This window comes from Spirillospora sp. CA-128828 (assembly GCF_050945415.1).
GTDB lineage: Bacteria > Actinomycetota > Actinomycetes > Streptosporangiales > Streptosporangiaceae > Spirillospora.
Window position 1 is genome coordinate 1,280,480 of the sequence record NZ_CP191986.1, and the last position, 15,692, is coordinate 1,296,171.

Annotated in this window: 15 protein-coding genes; 11 read left to right on the top strand and 4 right to left on the bottom strand. The window is 70.4% G+C overall.

Annotation, left to right across the window (positions count from 1 at the left end; translation table 11 throughout):
- Positions 1–40: 40 nt before the first annotated feature.
- Entirely contained in the window at positions 41–3,298 is a 3,258-nt protein-coding gene (locus tag ACQPXG_RS06675; protein ID WP_433466733.1) for a BTAD domain-containing putative transcriptional regulator, read from the bottom strand.
- 102 nt (positions 3,299–3,400) lie between these two features.
- Here ACQPXG_RS06675 and ACQPXG_RS06680 point away from each other — a divergent pair, with 102 nt between their 5' ends.
- From ACQPXG_RS06680 to ACQPXG_RS06715, 8 genes are all read left to right on the top strand, one after another.
- Entirely contained in the window at positions 3,401–4,039 is a 639-nt protein-coding gene (locus ACQPXG_RS06680; protein ID WP_433466734.1) for a hemerythrin domain-containing protein, read from the top strand.
- Between the two features lie 41 nt (positions 4,040–4,080).
- Positions 4,081–4,500: a DUF4267 domain-containing protein gene (locus ACQPXG_RS06685; protein ID WP_433466735.1), complete on the top strand. Its 420-nt coding sequence runs from the start codon at positions 4,081–4,083 to the stop codon at positions 4,498–4,500.
- A 63-nt stretch (positions 4,501–4,563) separates the two neighbouring features.
- Positions 4,564–5,874: an FAD-binding protein gene (locus tag ACQPXG_RS06690; protein ID WP_433466736.1), complete on the top strand. Its 1,311-nt coding sequence runs from the start codon at positions 4,564–4,566 to the stop codon at positions 5,872–5,874.
- Between the two features lie 293 nt (positions 5,875–6,167).
- Entirely contained in the window at positions 6,168–6,698 is a 531-nt protein-coding gene (locus ACQPXG_RS06695) for a gamma-glutamylcyclotransferase family protein (RefSeq protein WP_433466737.1), read from the top strand.
- A gap of 22 nt (positions 6,699–6,720) precedes the next feature.
- Complete coding sequence (locus ACQPXG_RS06700; RefSeq protein ID WP_433466738.1) at positions 6,721–7,302, top strand: DUF4303 domain-containing protein; 582 nt, start codon at positions 6,721–6,723, stop codon at positions 7,300–7,302.
- A 148-nt stretch (positions 7,303–7,450) separates the two neighbouring features.
- On the top strand, positions 7,451–7,951 hold the full coding sequence (locus tag ACQPXG_RS06705) for a protein-tyrosine phosphatase family protein (RefSeq protein ID WP_433466739.1): 501 nt from the start codon (positions 7,451–7,453) through the stop codon (positions 7,949–7,951).
- Between the two features lie 145 nt (positions 7,952–8,096).
- Entirely contained in the window at positions 8,097–8,714 is a 618-nt protein-coding gene (locus tag ACQPXG_RS06710) for a hypothetical protein (protein ID WP_433466740.1), read from the top strand.
- A gap of 73 nt (positions 8,715–8,787) precedes the next feature.
- Positions 8,788–9,453: a metallophosphatase domain-containing protein gene (locus ACQPXG_RS06715; RefSeq protein ID WP_433466741.1), complete on the top strand. Its 666-nt coding sequence runs from the start codon at positions 8,788–8,790 to the stop codon at positions 9,451–9,453.
- A 217-nt stretch (positions 9,454–9,670) separates the two neighbouring features.
- On the opposite strand, the gene ACQPXG_RS06720 is transcribed toward ACQPXG_RS06715, so the two are convergent.
- Positions 9,671–10,264, bottom strand: coding sequence for a TetR/AcrR family transcriptional regulator (locus ACQPXG_RS06720; RefSeq protein WP_433466742.1), 594 nt, complete (start codon positions 10,262–10,264; stop codon positions 9,671–9,673).
- Between the two features lie 377 nt (positions 10,265–10,641).
- On the opposite strand from ACQPXG_RS06720, the gene ACQPXG_RS06725 reads away from it, so the two are divergent.
- A complete protein-coding gene (locus ACQPXG_RS06725; RefSeq protein WP_433466743.1) occupies positions 10,642–11,880 on the top strand; it encodes a cytochrome P450 in 1,239 nt (412 codons plus the stop codon).
- Here the strand turns inward: ACQPXG_RS06725 and ACQPXG_RS06730 are convergent.
- Both ACQPXG_RS06730 and ACQPXG_RS06735 read right to left on the bottom strand, forming a co-directional pair.
- Entirely contained in the window at positions 11,867–13,333 is a 1,467-nt protein-coding gene (locus tag ACQPXG_RS06730) for an MDR family MFS transporter (protein ID WP_433466744.1), read from the bottom strand. The two genes, ACQPXG_RS06725 and ACQPXG_RS06730, sit on opposite strands and share 14 nt — an antisense overlap.
- Before the next feature lie 17 nt (positions 13,334–13,350).
- A complete protein-coding gene (locus tag ACQPXG_RS06735) occupies positions 13,351–14,514 on the bottom strand; it encodes an FAD-binding oxidoreductase (RefSeq protein ID WP_433466745.1) in 1,164 nt (387 codons plus the stop codon).
- 92 nt (positions 14,515–14,606) lie between these two features.
- Between ACQPXG_RS06735 and ACQPXG_RS06740 the strand changes: the two genes are divergently transcribed.
- On the top strand, positions 14,607–15,254 hold the full coding sequence (locus tag ACQPXG_RS06740) for a TetR/AcrR family transcriptional regulator (RefSeq protein WP_433466746.1): 648 nt from the start codon (positions 14,607–14,609) through the stop codon (positions 15,252–15,254).
- A 60-nt stretch (positions 15,255–15,314) separates the two neighbouring features.
- Positions 15,315–15,602: a GlsB/YeaQ/YmgE family stress response membrane protein gene (locus ACQPXG_RS06745; protein WP_433466747.1), complete on the top strand. Its 288-nt coding sequence runs from the start codon at positions 15,315–15,317 to the stop codon at positions 15,600–15,602.
- Positions 15,603–15,692: the final 90 nt, after the last annotated feature.

The window sequence follows — 15,692 nt, forward strand, 5'->3', positions numbered from 1 at the left end:
ACACGTGGTCGTCTTCTGTGCCCTTCCAGAAGATCGGCAATCAGTCGACGCGAGGGCGCCCGGATCCGCGGGGTGTGGGCAGGGGCTTGGTCGTTCGTGACCGGGCCTCGGCGGCCCAGTGGGGCGCGTTCCATTGGTCGGCGATGGCGGCGGCCCGGGTGAAGTGGGCGGCGGCCTCGTGGTCGCGGCCGAGGAGGACGGCCAGCTCGCCGAGGGTGTGGGCGACCGGGCGCACCGCCACCGCCAGGCTCGTGGCGCCCGCCGGGGGGCCGTCGCGGTGCGGAAGCAGCGTCGCGTAGATCTCCTCGGCCGCGGCGCGGTCGTTCAAGGCGACGATGGCCATCGCGCGCAACGTTGTGAGGAAGGTGAAGAAGAAGTCGGGGCGGATCGGGCCGGGTGAGGCGCGGAGTTCGCGGGCTTCGGCGTCCAGGCCGTTGGCGTGGAGGGCGAGCGCGAGCAGGTCGGAGGTCATGGGGCCGAGCGCGGCGTGGAGGGCGCGCACGTCGTCCAGGTGCGCACCGAGGGTGCCGTCGTTCAGCCAGATCGTGGCCAGGGCGAGTTGGAGAAAGCCCGTGGCGTGCACCGATCCGGCGCGCCGCATGCCCTCGTCGGCCTTGAAGTAGAGGATTTCGGCGTCGGTGAATCGGCCTTCGATGAGCGCCAGGGCCGCCAGCGTGATCTCGGTGACGGCGATCGCCTCGCGCATTCGGTAGGTGCGCGCGAGTTCCAGGGCCTCGGTGGTCACCCGGTGCATGGTCACCGGGTCGTTGGCGGCGGCGGCGACGGCGGCATGGTTGAGCAGCCCGGTGACGCGGTAGACCGGCAGGTCGTGCTCGGTGCCGATCTCCACGAGTTCCCGGCAGAGATCGGCGTCGCCATGGACTTCGGCCAGGATCTCGAGCGCCGCGGCCCGCAGCCGGGGTCCGGTGGCGAGGTCGAGTGCCTCCTGTGCCGCCTCCAGAACGGTCGGGTCGTCCTCGCCGATCAGCTCGTTCGCGTACGCCGTCAGGAGCCGGGACCGCACCGAAGAGGTCAGTTCGCGCTTCAGCAGGCGGCTCAGGCGGTCGACGATGGGCCGGTCGACCGTGCCGTACGTACGGGCCTGCCAGGGGGTCGGCTCTGTCCACGCGGTGAATGCGGCGATCATCAGGTCGTCGCGGCCCAGGGACTCTGCGTACTCCACGGCTTCACGGCGTGTCTCGCGGGCGGCTACGACGGCTCCCGCCCGGATCTGCGCGCGCAGCAGCCTGCCGAGCAGTTCGACGCGTTCGTCCGGTCCAGTCGAGTTGGTGACGGCGTCGGTGAGGAGGTCGGCCGCCACGTCGTGGGCGTAGCGGGCCTCGGCAAGCTCGGCGGCCTGGAGGCAGTAGCCGACGGCCTTCGGTGAGCCGGCGCGCGCGTAGTGGTGGGCCAGCGCCGCGATGTCGTCGGTGCCTTCCAGGGCGTCGGCGATCCGGGCGTGCATCCGGGTGGCGCGCAATCTGCTGACGTCGGCGACGAGCGTGTCCCTGACGAGGGCGTGGACGAAGCGGATCAGGCCTGGGCCGGGCTCGTCGAGGAGCCCGGCGATGACGCCCGCGTCCAGCGCGTCCATCACGCCGTCCTCGTCGGTGTCGGCGGCCTTGACGAGGACGTCCACCGAGCTTTCCCGGCCTGCGACCGCGGCCAGCCGGAGGATGGACACGCCTCCCTCGGGCAGGCGCGCGAGCCGGCGGCGGAGGACGTCCCGTACGCCTTCGGGGACCTCGGAGAGGGCGACCAGCGCGCCTTCGCCGTTCAGCAGCCGGGCGCTTTCACGCACGTAGAACGGGTTGCCGCCGGTGCGCTCGGCGATCCCGGCGATGGTCTCGTCGTCGGCCTCGCATTCGGTCCGTACGAGCTGCGCGACGGCCTCGTCGTTAAGCCCCGGCAGCGCCAGGCGGAGAGGTGTGGCGCGCGCGAGGGACGCCAGCGTTTCGGTGAGGTGCCCGCTCTCGTCCGCGCGGTACGCGGCGACGACCAGGATCGGGGCCCGCATTCCGAGGCCGCCGCCGAGCAGCTCCAGTGTGGCGGCGTCCGCCCAGTGCAGGTCGTCCAGCACGACGGCGACCGGGCGTTCCGTGGCGATCGCCGCGAGCCATTTCCACACGGCCTGGCGCAGGCGGAACCGTCCCGCGGTGGCGTCGGCGTTCACCGGTTCGTTGTCGGTGAGCAGCGGCGCGAGGTCGTCGGTGAACTCGCCTGGGGACGTGGTCGCGGCGACGGCTCTCAGCGCCTCGGTCCAGGCCCAGGCGGGCGGCGCGCTGTCGACCTCGGGGCAGTGGCCGGCGGCGACCTGCCATCCGTCCCGTTCGAGCCGCCTGCCGAGGTGTTCCAGGAGCGTCGACTTGCCGAGCCCGGCCTCACCGGTGACGAGGGCGATGCGGGCTCCGTCGGTGGCGGCCTCGGCGGCGGCCGTGACCAGTGCCGACAGCTGTGCCTCGCGTCCGACGAACGGCGCCTCGATGATCGGAGCCGGCCGTGGCAGCGGTGCGGTCGGCGGTGACGGGGGCACGGTCTCGCGCAGGACGTCCGTGCGCTGGGTGAGGATCGCCTCCTCCAACGCCGTCAGGTCCGGGCCGGGGTCGAGCCCGAGCTCATCGGCGAGGATGCCGCGGGCACGGCGGAGCGCCGCCAGCGCGTCGGCTTGGCGGCCGCTGCTCCACAGTGCGAGGGCGTGCAGCCGCCAGCCTTCCTCGCGGAGGGGCTCGTCGCGGGTGAGCCGCTCGGCCTCGGGAACCACCGCGGCGGGGTCGCCGATTCGCAGACCCGCCGCCACGTGCAGTTCGGTGGCGACCAGGCGCAGCTCGTTCAGCCGGGCCGTCTCGGCGGCGGCCCACGGCTCGTCGGCGACCTCGGCGAACGCCGGTCCCTGCCACAGCCCCAACGCCTCGGCGAGCCGAGACCGGGCGACGCGCGGGTCGGTGACCGTACGGGCCTGGTCGAGCAGGTCCTCGAACCGCCACGCGTCCACCGACTCCGGCGGCAGCCGCAGCGCATAACCGGGCGACGCGCTCACCAGCAGACGGGCCGGCGTGCGCGGCGGACGTCCGGGCTCCAGCAGCCGGCGCAGGTTCGACACGTACGCCTGCAAGGACATCAGCGCCCGCGCGGGCGGCTCCCCGCGCCACAGATCCTCGATCATCCGGTCGACCGGCACGACCTGCCCACGCGCCGCCACCAGCAGCGCCAGCACGCCCCGCTGCCGCGGCCCGCCGAGGTGAACGGCCGCACCGTTCACCTCGGCCGCGAACGAGCCCAGCACCCGGATGAAGGCCATGATCCGCACATCGTACGTGGACGGTTCCAAGTCGGTTCCAAGTCCCCTCCAAACACCTGGGAGCAACCTGAACACGTCGCAACCGATGAAAGGCAGGACCAGATGAGCGTCGACACCCAGGACATGGAGATCGTCCACCGCGTCTTCCGCCGCGAGCCACGGCTGCTGATGGAGCTCGTCGCGGCCGTGGCCCCGGGTGACACCGCTCGCGCCAAGGCGATCGCCGACCACTTCCGCATCTACCGGATGGGCCTGCACAACCACCACGAGGGCGAGGACGAGCTGCTGTGGCCGCCGCTCCTTTCCCGCGTCGACCTGGAGGCCGACATCGTCCTGCGTATGCAGGCCCAGCACGAACACATTGCGGCCACCCTGACCAGGCTGGACGCCGCGGTCCCCGCCTGGGAGGCCACCGCGGGCGCCGACGAACGCGACACCCTCGTGGCCGCCCTCGCCGAGCACCGTGCGGTAGTGCTGGAACACATCGACGACGAGGAGGCCACCCTCCTCCCGCTCGCGGCCGAGCACCTCACCGAGCAGGAGTGGGCCTCCCTGGGCGGCCACATGGTGAACAACACGCCCAAGCTCACCCTGCTCACGCTCTTCGGCGCCGTCCTGGAAGACGCGAACCCTGCCGAGCGCGCCCTCGTCCTGCGCGGCCTCCCCGCCCCGGTCCGCGTCATTTGGCACGTCATCGGCCGCCCCCGCTACGCACGCCACATCCGCCGCGTCCGCGGCTGAACCCTGCCCGACCCAGTCTGAACGTCATAAGGAGAAAAACCATGTCGCTGAAGAACGTCAACACCGTCCTGGCCACCGCCTGTGTCCTGTTCACCCTCTACCTCGGGCTGTCCTTCGTCCTGCCCCTCGGGACGACCTTCCCGGGCCTGCCGAACTGGCCCTCTGACGACAGCGGCTTTCCTATGTTGAAGGGCAGCCGCGAACTCGCGATGGGCCTTGGCATGGGCATCCTGCTGGTGACGGGCCACCGCCGCGCCCTGGGCTGGGTCCTGCTGATGATGGCCGTCGCCCCGTTCGGCGACATGATCAGCGTTCTGACCCACCACGGCTCCACGGCCGCCGCGTTCGGCATCCACGGCCTGACCTCGGCGCTGATCGCGGTCACGGGCCTGCTGATCCTCCGCGAGACCGGCAAGGCCCAGGAGGCCGGCGCCCCGGCGCCCGCCGCGCAGCCCGCCTGACGCCGCACGCCCCGAAGCGGTATTCCTTCGCATTTTCTGAGAACTCGAAACAAGGAGACGACGATGACGATCAACAATCTGCGTGGTGTCCTCAAAGGGCGCGTGCTCCTGGCCGATGACGACGGCTTTGAACAGGCGGCCACCGCGTGGAACCTGACTGTCAGGCAGCCGGTGGCGGCCGTGGTGGAGGCCGCGGATGCCGATGACGTGGCGGCGCTCGTGCGTTACGCGCGGCGGGCGGGTATGACGGTGACCGCGCAGCCGAGCGGGCATGGCGCCTCGGGTGATGTGGAAGGCCTGATCCTGCTGCGTACCGGCCTGCTGAACGAGGTGGAGGTACGCGCGGAGGAGCGCGTGGCCCGGGTGGGCGCGGGCGTGAAGTGGGGGCAGGTGCTGGCGGCGGCCGGTCCGCTGGGTCTGACCGGTCTGTCCGGTAGCGCGCCGGAGGTCAGCGTGACCGGCTACACCCTGGGCGGTGGGGTCGGCTGGTTCAGCCGCAAGTACGGCTTCGCCTCCGACAGCGTGCGGGCCATCGACATCGTGGACGCCGATGGCGAGCCGGGCCGGGTGACCGCCGACTCCGATCCCGAGCTGTTCTGGGCGCTGCGCGGCGGTGGCGGGGACTTCGCGGTGGTGACCGCCCTCGAACTCGAGCTGTATCCCGCGCCGGTCCTGTACGGCGGGCGCGTGATCTGGCCGGAGCACCGGACCAGGGAGGTGTACGACGCGTTCCTGGAGATCACCGCCGAGGCGCCGCGTGAACTCAGTGTCTGGATCAACCGGCTCCAGCCCCCCGGCGCGTCGCCGATGGTGACACTGGATCTGGCCTACATGGGTGAGGCGGCTCAGGGGGAGGGCCTGCTGGCGCGCATCGACAAGATCGAGGGCGCGATCTCCGACAGCCGCGGCGTCGTCCCGGTTGCCGACCTGGGTGACATCACCGCCGAACCCACCGATCCGGTCCCATCCATCGCTCGTTCGGAGCTGCTCACCGGCCTGGACGCGGACGCGGTGGAGCTCCTGCTGGCCAAGCCGGTCGAACCGCTCATCAACGTGCAGATCAGGCACCTGGGCGGGGCGCTCGCCGAGCCGGGCGGCGGGGCCGGCGCGAGCGGCGCGGTGGCTGAGCCGTACCTGCTCGGCCTGCTGGGTCTCGGCCTGCCGCACGCCGCCGATGCGACGCACGCCAAGCAGGCCGAGGTCGTGGCCGACCTGGGGGCCTACATCAGCGGCCGCAAGCCGTACACCCTGCTGTCCCCCGGTGATACGGCGGCGAAGTCCTTCTCCGGCAGCGCGCTCGCGCGGCTGCGGGAGATCAAGCGGGCCCGTGACCCGCACAACGTGTTCCGCGCGAACTACCCGGTGCTCGGATAGATCGGTCCCCAGCAGCTCACGGCCCCTCCGCCCACCGGGCAGCGGGGCCGCACCGAACCCACCGGACAGATGTCGCCGCGAGCACTGTGAAGCGCAGCGCCGGGGTGCCGGTAGGGCGATCGGGTGCCATCCGAGCCCAGACCAGCTTCGACACGGCAAGGAGGCCAGGGATCGGACCGCACGGCAAGCCATGGTGACTTTATGGCGTGACCAGGATGTGGGCCTGTCCGGTCGGGTTCGACTGGTCGCGGCCCTCTCCGAGGCCGACGTTAAGGTGTCCCGGGAGGTGCTCCATGCCGCGTACCGTGCCCCGCTCGCCCCAACCGACCTTGTCGCCCTCTGGGGATCGGGACCGCCTGTCGGTGGGCCCGGAGGCCCTGTTCGTCTACGGAAGCCTCCAGTTTCCTGAGGTCTTGTTCGCCCTCATCGACCGCGTTCCCCACCGCGAACCCGCAGCCGCCGAGGGATGGCGCGTCGCCACCCTGCCTGAGCGCGTCTACCCCGGACTCGTCCCCGGCAGCACTACCGCACGCGGCTTTCTCCTGAGCGGCCTCACCATCCAAGAATGGCGCGTTCTGGACGCCTTCGAAGACTCGGGATACGAACTCCTCCGCATCGACCTGGCCGACGGCCGTCATGGCTGGACCTACGTATGGGACGCAGGCGTTGAGGTCGGCCCCGACGACTGGTCGGCCGAAGACTTCGAGGCTCACCACCTTCCCGCCTTCGTCGTCCGCTGCGAAGCATGGCGCCGCCGCTACGAGACCAGCGAACAAGTCAACCAGAGCCCCGGCTCGCGCCCTGGCCTCAGAATTCGGGACTGAAGGGCTGAGATAGCATGCGGCGATGGACTGGGGCGCCTTCGAGACGGCTTGGCACGACAGCGGATGCCGCACCCTGACCGCTCTCGCAGAAGCGCACCAAGGCGAGCGGCTGTACGCCGCGGCCTTCCATCTCTTTTACATGGACGGTACCGAGATCCTCTCGCCGGCCCTGGCCGCCAACACTGAGGCAGCGGTGAACGAGGTGCGCCCAGGCGGAGAGGACCATAGGTACTCGACACGGTTCATTCCGCCGGAGTGGCGGTGGGACGTCCTGGACGCCGCGAGCGATGCGATGTCGCCCTGGTATCACCGTCTCACTGAGGAGTACTTCGCGGCCGCCGCCACCGAGGCCGAAACGGATGCGGCGATAGACGCGCTTGAGGCGGCACACGACGCCGCGATGGCCCGTGTCTGCAAAGCGATGACCACGACAGCGCGGCAGGGCGGCATCCACGGCTCGCTTCCCCCCGGGTTCGTCGTCCTCATCCTCGAAGGGCAACGCGGGGACGAGGAGGCGGGTCTGATCCGGCAGAGCGTCGACCCGCAGGTGCTGCCGACGGTCCCCGAACTGGCCGAGAACCTGCGGCAACTCGAGGAGACGTGACCCCGGTGGGATCGGTGCCCTACCGGCCACTCCTGGCCGCCCTCTCATGTCATGCCGCGATCGGCAGTTCGCGTTGTACGGTGATGGCGTGATCAGTTGATCTTGCCCGGCCTTGCGGTGGTTGGGCGGCACTGCAAGGAGCGAGGCCATGCGGACCGAGGGCCGGGGAGCGCCTGACGCCGGGACGCCCTGGGATGAGATCGTCCCGTTGCTGTGGATGGGCGGCCACTACTACCGGGATCCGTCGGGAATCCGGACACCGGTCATCGTGAGTCGTGAGTTCGATCTAGTGATCAGCTTGTACGTTCAGGAGGGGCACGGTCCAGACAGCGGCGTCGAGCACAGGTGTGTGGAAATACCCGACGGGCCGCTGACCGCTGAGCAGATCGAGGCGGTCGCTCGGGCGGCCGAACTGGCGGCGGAGTCGATCGAGCAACGCCGGCGTGTGCTGGTCCGCTGCCACTCCGGCTACAACCGGTCCGGTCTTGTCATGGCCCATGCCCTCACGCTCCTGGGTTACAGCACCGATGACGCGATCTTTCTGGTCCGCTACCGCCGATCGAAGTGGGCGCTGAACAACTCCTTGTTCGTGGACTACCTGAACACTGGACTCGATGTAGCGCGGTTGCTGACGGGGCTCGAAGCCTGACCTGATCGCCTCTGCCTGTGCACATGCCGTGCCTACCTCCAGGGCATGGCGCGTGAGGCGTTCGAGGGCGATTCCCCCTGGCGGGGGATGCCGGTCGTGCCGGTGGGGGATGTGAGGTCGTGATCCTGTGCGCGATCTTCGAGCCATGACCGATTTCGCTGTCGCTTCCCCCGCACCGCGGTTGCCTCGGCTGCGTGCCGCCTGGGCCGGTGCGCACGCACCCGTCGCCGGGGTACCGCGCTGGGCGCGGACGGCCGCGCTGATCGTCCCGTTCACGGTGCTGCCGTCCAGCCTGTGGCGGATCTCGGCCGTCACCCTCCATCTGCCGATCATGCGGGACGTGGGGCCCGACGCCAGTGGCGATCTGCCGTCCTGGATGCCGCTGGAGTTGTACGTGGTGCTGCTCTCGGTGGTTTCGGAGCTGCTGGCGTTCACCGCTGTCGGGCTCGTCTCGACATGGGGCGAGGTGTTCCCCCGATGGGTTCCCTTCCTGCGTGGACGTCGGGTGCCGACGCTCGTGGCCGTGGTGCCGGGGGCTCTCGGCGCGACCGTCCTGACCGCCCTGTGGACGTGGGCAGCGGTGGCATTGGTGATCGGACGAAACCTGGCGGGGCGTCCACTGGCCGCCGACGCTCCTCTCAGCCCCGACACCTGGCAGGGCGCCCTGGCCATCGTCGCCTACGCGCCACTGGTCGCGTGGGGCCCTCTCCTCGCGGCCGTCACCCTCGCCTACTACCGGCGTCGGACTCGCGCGACGCTCTAAGCAGGCCATGACCGCCACAGCCGGACACTCCGGGCGGGTTAATGGTGGTATAGAGGCTCAGTACGCTTGCGTTATGCGAATTGTTGCGGTCGCCGATACGCATACCTATCATCGCGAGCTTGCTGTCCCCGATGGGGATGTCTTCGTGCACGCGGGTGACCTGTGCCGGCACGGCAAGGACCTCAATGAGCTCAAGGACGCCGCGGATTGGATGCGCGACCTTCCGCATCGGACGAAGGTGGTCGTCGCCGGCAACCACGACTGGATGTTCCTGGACGAGCCCGAACGTGCCCGCGCCGTCTTGGCCGACCGCGGCATCCGCTACCTGGAGGACAGCGGGACGGATATCGACGGCGTCACGTTCTGGGGCAGTCCCTGGCAGCCGGAGTTCAACGAGTGGGCGTTCAACCTTCCCCGAGGCCGTCCCCTCGCGGAGAAATGGGCCATGATTCCGGACGGCGTCGACGTCCTGGTCACGCACGGGCCTCCGCTCGGAATCGGTGACGCGAACGCCTACCCCGGACGCCACGGTTGTGAGGACCTGCTGGCCCGGGTGCGGCAGGTCCGTCCCAAGCTGCACATGTTCGGTCACATCCACCAGGATGGGGGGCTCTGGCGCCACGGGGAGACGACATTTGCCAACGTCACCACGTGGGAGTGCGAGCGTGGTCCCACCGTCGTCCGGCTGGAGACTTCGGGTGCCGTCGGCGAGATCGTGCCGCCGGCACGAACCCGCTGAACAACGGAGCCCGGGCTGGTCTTATGCGCTCCGCGCAGGAAGAAGCACGGCACGGAAGTACACAAAAAAGCGGCCCGGAGGCCGCCTTCTGTGTCCGGCCGAGGCCCGCAGAGCCCTGGCAATTGCTTCACTCGAGCCGCGGGATTTTCCGCGCGCAAGGTGCTGAAGATCAGAACCGGCACCGAAAGGGCCCGATGGTGCTCGGGTCCCTGGGTATTCATTGGCGCGCGGTCAGCATGCCTTCGAACATCAGGTGCATTTGGGATCTGAACTCCGCCAATACTTTCGGTTCGTCCGCGGGCAGCATTCCCTGATCGGCCGCAAGTACTCCGGAGCCCAGGAAGCCGTGGACGCACCAGACCATCATGCCCAGCAGGTAGTAGGTGTTGACGCCCGCCGGGACCTCGTCCTTGATTCTGCTGCCCACCAGCCGGAACAGCAGGCGGGGATAGTGATTCTCCAGGTCGGGGATGTCGGCGGCGTCGGACACCCAGCGGTGCGCCCAGAGCGCCCTGACGTATGGGTGCCCGACGTGGAAGTCGATGTAGGCGTCGAGGATGTGGTGCACGCACGCGCGTCCCGGCGGGCAGGTGTCCATCGCGGACTGCAATGCCTCCCGCTCGGCCTCGAAGGCACGCTGCATCACCGTCAGATACAGCCGGCGCTTGTCTCCGGCCGCCGTGGTCACCGTGGATACGGGGACGCCGAATGCGTCGGCGATCATTCCGAGGGACATGCCGTCATAGCCGAGGTTCGCGAACAGCCGGGTGGCCATGCCGATGATCCGATCGGGTTCCGCGGCGTCCTCCATATTTCAACGGTACCTGGCGACCGGTATAGCAAAGATGCATGACCGGCAAGGAAAGATTTAATGAGTGCATGCGCCGCGAAGCTTCCACGTTGCCATGGACGGACGGAATTGTGTCGGCGATGCCACTCAAGCCAACAGGCAACAATCCCATTTTAAGTGCACTTACGGGATTCGCCCCGCGTCGGCGCATCACCATGACGCGGGGGAGCCCCACCGAACAGCCGGGGATGATCCGGGGGGCGGCAGATTGTCCGGTTCGTTCCCGGTCGGGGGGCGGTGGGGTTGTCGGGGGGCGTGGCGCTTCCTACGGTGGGGGAATGGGGCAGACGGGTGTTGCGGGGCCGTGGGGCGTCGAGGCTCTTCGGTGGTGGGGGCGGATGGCTCGGGATCCGCTCCGGACTTATGGAGGGCTCTCCCGGCGGTATGGAGATGCCGTCCGGGTGCCGTTCGGGGTGGGGCGGTCCTTCTTTCTGCTGTCGCGGCCCGAGCATGCCGAGCGGGTACTGGTGGCCAACCAGGACAACTATGTGAAGGCGTTTACGTATCGGCCGTTGCGGGCCGTTCTCGGGGACGGGCTTCTGACCAGCGAAGGGGAGACGTGGCGGCGGCATCGCCGGGTGGTTCAGCCGGTCTTCTCCCAGCGGCACGTCGTCGGGTTCGCGCCGCAAATGGTGGAGACGACCGAGCAGGTCGTGCGGCGATGGCCGGACGGAGTGGCGCTCGACGCGGCCGGTGAACTGCGGAAACTGACGCTGGGCATTGTCGGGCGCGCGCTGTTCGGAAGTGAGCTGGGCGCGGAGGCGGAACGGACCGGGCGATCGCTTGAGGCGCTCCAGCGGGGCGCCGTCGCCGGGACGTTCCTGCCCGCGGCCACGGCGAAACGAGGGGTGTACCGGCGCGTGCCGGGGCTCGCCGGGGCGCTGGATCATCTTGACGGAATGGTGCAGCGGGTCGTCCGGGGATCGTCCGGTGGGGAACTGCTGAATCTCCTCAAGGAGAGCGGGGAGTTCGGCGAGGCGGAACTGCGGGACGAGGTTCTGACCCTGCTGCTCGCCGGCCATGAGACCACCGCGGCCTCGCTGGCCTGGACGTTCATGGTCCTGTCGCGGTACCCGGCGGCCAGAGAGCGGCTGGAGGACGAGGTGGACGAGGTCCTCGGCGGGAGGGAGCCCAAAGCCGAGGACGTCGATCAGCTGCCGTGGACGAAGGCCGTCCTCTCGGAGACCATGCGGCTGTATCCGCCGGCCTGGACGATCGAGCGCGACGCCCTCGACGATGACGATGTCGCCGGGGTGGAGGTGCCGGCCGGGTCCACCTTGGCCATCCCGCCCTACCTGATCCATCGGAACGCCGAGATATGGCCCAATCCCGAGGGCTTCCAGCCGGAACGGTTCATGGGGGAGCAGCGCCGTTCACGGTACGCGTACCTGCCGTTCGGAGGCGGGCGCCGGATCTGTGTTGGCGCCGGGTTCGCGATGCTGGAGGCGACCCTGGTCCTCGCGACCATCAGCCGCACTCATCGGCTCGACCTGGTGCCGGGTGTGACGGTGCCCGGCCGGGCGGAGATCACCTACCGCCCGGCCGGGCCCGTGCCCATGAGGGTCATCCGGAGGTAGACCGCGCGTTCCGCGGCAGCAGGAGCGCCGGGACGACGGCCAGGGCGCCGATGGCCAGGGCGATCCAGAAGGCGTGCCCGAAGGCGGTCGCCAGGAGCGGGGCCACGGCGATGCGCGACGAATCCGGGAGCGGGGCCAGGGCGGCGGCGCCGAGCCCGGGCGCCTGGGCGGTGATCTCGTGCTGCAGGATCACCGCGAGGGCCGTGGTCCCGACGGACGCGCCCATCCGCTGCAGGGTGTTGATCGCGCTGGTCGCCCGGGGGATCAGCGCGGGCGGCAGGGCCTGGTAGGCGGCCGCCATGGACGGCATGATCGTCGCGCCCAGGCCGAGGCCGATCACGAACAGCGCCGTGGCCAGCAGCAGGGGTGACGTGTCCGCGTGGATCTGGGTGTAGGCGGCCGTGCCCAGCAGCCCGAGGACGATTCCGGTGGGCACGACGACGCCGGCGCCGACCCGGTCGGTGATCCGTCCGGCCAGCGGCATCGCCACCGCGGCGCCCAGCGCCTGGGGTGCGAGGAGGAGGCCGGTGGCGAGGGGGCCGTGGCCGCGGACGACCTGCCAGTACAGCGGCAGCAGGACGAGGACGCCGAACAGCGCGACGGCGACGACGACGTTGGTGATCGCGGCGGCGGCGAAGCCCCGGTCGCGGAACAGCGCGAGGTCGATCAGCGCCTCTCCCCGCCGGGCGTGCAGCACGTAGAGCGCGATGAGCGCGGCGGCGGCGCCGAGGATCGCCCAGGTGCGGGGCGCGTCCAGTGCGCCGGGACGTCCCGCCTCGGTGGTGCCGTAGACGAACGCCGTCACGCCGCCGCACAGGAGCAGCAGGCCCCGGACGTCCAGGGACGTCCGGCGGCCCTGGGAGGAGGGCAGCAGGCGGAACGCGGCCACGACGGCGAGAACGCCCAGCGGGAGGTTGGCGAGGAAGATCCACCGCCAGCCGGCCGTCGAGATGATCAAGCCCCCGGCGATCGGGCCGGCGACGGAGCCGAGCAGCATGGGCAGCCCGATGAAGCCCATGACGCGTCCCATCCGGGCCGGGCCCGCGGCCTGCGCGAGGATCGTCTGCGCCACCGGGATGATCATGCCGCCGCCGATGCCCTGCACGACCCGGAACGCGATCAGCGCGGGCATCGACCAGGCGAGCCCGGCGAGCACGGAGCCGGCCAGGAACAGCAGCAGCGCGCTGATCCAGACGCGGCGGGCCCCGAACCGCTCGGTGGCCCAGCCGGTGACCGGGATGACGGCGGCGAGGCCCAGCATGTAGCCGGTCAGCACCCACTGGACGGACGTGATCGAGGCGCCGAAGTCCTCGGCGAGGGTGCGGGTGGCGACGTTGACGGCGGTCGCGTCGATGATCGACATGATCGCGCCGAGCACCACCACGACACCGATCGTGACGAGCCTGCGGTCGAGCTTCTGGGACGGGGCCGGAGCGGAAGTGAGCGTTGCCATGGCGGTTACCTCGCATTTCAGGCGGGCTGGATGTTGTGGTTGCGGTGGAACACGTTCTGCGGGTCGTAGGCGCGCTTGACCTCGCGCAGCCGCCGGAAGTTCTCCGGGGTGTAGGCGCTGGCCGTCCTGGACGTGTCGTGCAGGAAGTTCAGGAACGAGCCGCCGGTCGCGTACGGCGCGAGATCCGTGTCGGAGCCGTCGATGGTGAGGGAGAAGGGGACGTCGCGGTGCCCGACCGGGCCGGCGTCCGCGCCGGGACGGGCCATCGCACCGCCCCAGTGCCGGACCTCGATCCCGGACGCGTCGCCGGCGGCGATCGCGGCGATCAGAGGGTCGGGGAGATCGGCGTAGAGGTGGAAGTGGTGGGGCGCGGTGCCGCCCAGGGACTCGGTCTCGGCGTACGGCATCGTCCGGAAGTCGTCGTGCAGCGGCGGGCCGGCGGCCTGCCACAGTGACCGCAGCGCCCGCGCGCCGTCCGCCGCGGGCCCCGTGTGGACGCCCCGGACGATGACGACCCGGCCGTGCGAAGCGTGGTTCGCCAGTGCGACCGAGACCGTCAGCGCGTCCGGACGCGTGGCCGATTCGTCCCGGAAACGGGTGAGCACGTCGGCGGCGCGCTCGACCGGGAACATCGCGACGCCCGCGTAGACCGTGGAGACGGGGTGGAGCCGGAACTCCAGCGACGTCACGACGCCGAAGTTGCCGCTGCCGCCGCGCAGCGCCCAGAACAGGTCGGGGTGGCGGCCGGCGTCGGCGGTGAGGTGCCGGCCGTCGGCGGTGACGATCTCGGCGCGGAGCAGGTGGTCGGCGGCGAACCCGAACCGGCGGGACAGCGGGCCGACGCCGCCGCCGAGGGTGAAGCCGGTGACGCCGACGGACGCGTGCGACCCCGATAGCGGCGCCAGCCCGAGGGGGGCGGCGGCGGCGATCACGTCGCTCCAGCGGGCGCCGGCCTCGGCGCGGGCGATGCGGCGGGACGGGTCGACCAGCACGCGGGTCATGCGGGACGTCTTCAGCAGCATCCCCTCGTCCGGCGGGACGACCGTGCCGTGCCCGGTGGCCTGGACGGTCAGCGGCACTCCGAGCTCGCGGGACGCGAGGATCGCGGCGCGGACGTCCGCGGGCCCGGTGGCCTCGACGATCAGCGGACCGGCGGTGCGGGTGGCGGTCGCGGTGCTCATGATCTCGATCCTTCCGGAGGTTTTTTCTCCACTTACTCACACCGTAACACCGACCGGAGGATTTGTCTCCACTTGATTGCTACGCTTGGCTCATGGCAACGAAGGAGCGTCCCCTGCGGGCCGACGCGCGAGACAACCGCGACCGGATCCTCGCCGCAGCCCGGGAGGTGTTCGTCGAACAGGGGCCGGGTGCCCCGCTGGAGGACATCTCACGGCGTGCGGGCACCGGCATCGCCACCCTCTACCGGAGGTTCCCCGACCGGAAGGCACTGACCAGGGCCGTCGCCTTGGACGCCCTTCAGCGCACCCGAGATGAGGTCAAGCGCGCGCGGGACGACGAGCCGACCGCCTTCGCGGCCCTCGTCCGCTACATGCACCGCGTCCTGGACATCCGCATCGGCGCCGTGTTCCCCGTCCTCCTGGAGGAGATCCCGTTCGACGACGAGGAGATCTCCACCGCACGCGATGAAGGCGTCGGCATCATGAAGGAACTCGTCGCCACCGCCCAGGAGGAGGGCGACCTGCGCCCGGACGTCACCCATGGCGACGTCGGGATGCTGCTCGTCCGGCTGTCCCGCCCGATGCCCGGCCCGCTCCCCCGGGAACTGGGCGAGGAGTTGGCGCACCGGCACCTCGACCTGATCATCGACGGGTTGCGGGCCGGGCGGCCGGGAGACCTCGGCGGCCCCGCGCTGACCTTCGACGACCTGCGCTCCATGCGAGACGACCAGGCCACCTGAGCCGCCCGTGTGACGTGCCCGGCCGCGTGATGAGCTGCACGGAGTGGGCACAGGCAGGGAATGAACATCACAGGCATCATCTCCGCGATCGTCATCGGGGCGATCATCGGGGCGCTCGGCCGGCTGGTGCTGCCCGGCCGCCAGCCCATCGGAGTCATTCTCACGGTGATCGTCGGCATCGTCGCGGCGATCGCCGGCACGGCGATCGCGCAGCGGGTCGGGGTGGACACCACCAACGGGATCGACTGGATCGAGCTGGTCTTCCAGATCGGACTGGCGGTGATCGGCGTCGCGATCGTGGCGAGCCTGCGCGCGCGGCGCAGGCCCCACCGCCGCTACGAACGCTGACCCCTGCGCGCGGGTTACCATTCCGTGTCGCCTAGGGTTACCGGTGAGTATGCAGGCGTGGCGCACGAGAGGAAGATCCGCGCTGTCCCG

What these genes read in the sequence shown, in the direction of transcription:
- ACQPXG_RS06675 (WP_433466733.1), bottom strand. Translation starts at nt 3,298, where the DNA reads ATGGCCTTCATCCGGGTGCTGGGCTCGTTCGCGGCCGAGGTGAACGGT.
- ACQPXG_RS06680 (WP_433466734.1), top strand. Translation starts at nt 3,401, where the DNA reads ATGAGCGTCGACACCCAGGACATGGAGATCGTCCACCGCGTCTTCCGC.
- ACQPXG_RS06685 (WP_433466735.1), top strand. Translation starts at nt 4,081, where the DNA reads ATGTCGCTGAAGAACGTCAACACCGTCCTGGCCACCGCCTGTGTCCTG.
- ACQPXG_RS06690 (WP_433466736.1), top strand. Translation starts at nt 4,564, where the DNA reads ATGACGATCAACAATCTGCGTGGTGTCCTCAAAGGGCGCGTGCTCCTG.
- ACQPXG_RS06695 (WP_433466737.1), top strand. Translation starts at nt 6,168, where the DNA reads ATGCCGCGTACCGTGCCCCGCTCGCCCCAACCGACCTTGTCGCCCTCT.
- ACQPXG_RS06700 (WP_433466738.1), top strand. Translation starts at nt 6,721, where the DNA reads ATGGACTGGGGCGCCTTCGAGACGGCTTGGCACGACAGCGGATGCCGC.
- ACQPXG_RS06705 (WP_433466739.1), top strand. Translation starts at nt 7,451, where the DNA reads ATGCGGACCGAGGGCCGGGGAGCGCCTGACGCCGGGACGCCCTGGGAT.
- ACQPXG_RS06710 (WP_433466740.1), top strand. Translation starts at nt 8,097, where the DNA reads ATGACCGATTTCGCTGTCGCTTCCCCCGCACCGCGGTTGCCTCGGCTG.
- ACQPXG_RS06715 (WP_433466741.1), top strand. Translation starts at nt 8,788, where the DNA reads ATGCGAATTGTTGCGGTCGCCGATACGCATACCTATCATCGCGAGCTT.
- ACQPXG_RS06720 (WP_433466742.1), bottom strand. Translation starts at nt 10,264, where the DNA reads ATGGAGGACGCCGCGGAACCCGATCGGATCATCGGCATGGCCACCCGG.
- ACQPXG_RS06725 (WP_433466743.1), top strand. Translation starts at nt 10,642, where the DNA reads ATGGCTCGGGATCCGCTCCGGACTTATGGAGGGCTCTCCCGGCGGTAT.
- ACQPXG_RS06730 (WP_433466744.1), bottom strand. Translation starts at nt 13,333, where the DNA reads ATGGCAACGCTCACTTCCGCTCCGGCCCCGTCCCAGAAGCTCGACCGC.
- ACQPXG_RS06735 (WP_433466745.1), bottom strand. Translation starts at nt 14,514, where the DNA reads ATGAGCACCGCGACCGCCACCCGCACCGCCGGTCCGCTGATCGTCGAG.
- ACQPXG_RS06740 (WP_433466746.1), top strand. Translation starts at nt 14,607, where the DNA reads ATGGCAACGAAGGAGCGTCCCCTGCGGGCCGACGCGCGAGACAACCGC.
- ACQPXG_RS06745 (WP_433466747.1), top strand. Translation starts at nt 15,315, where the DNA reads ATGAACATCACAGGCATCATCTCCGCGATCGTCATCGGGGCGATCATC.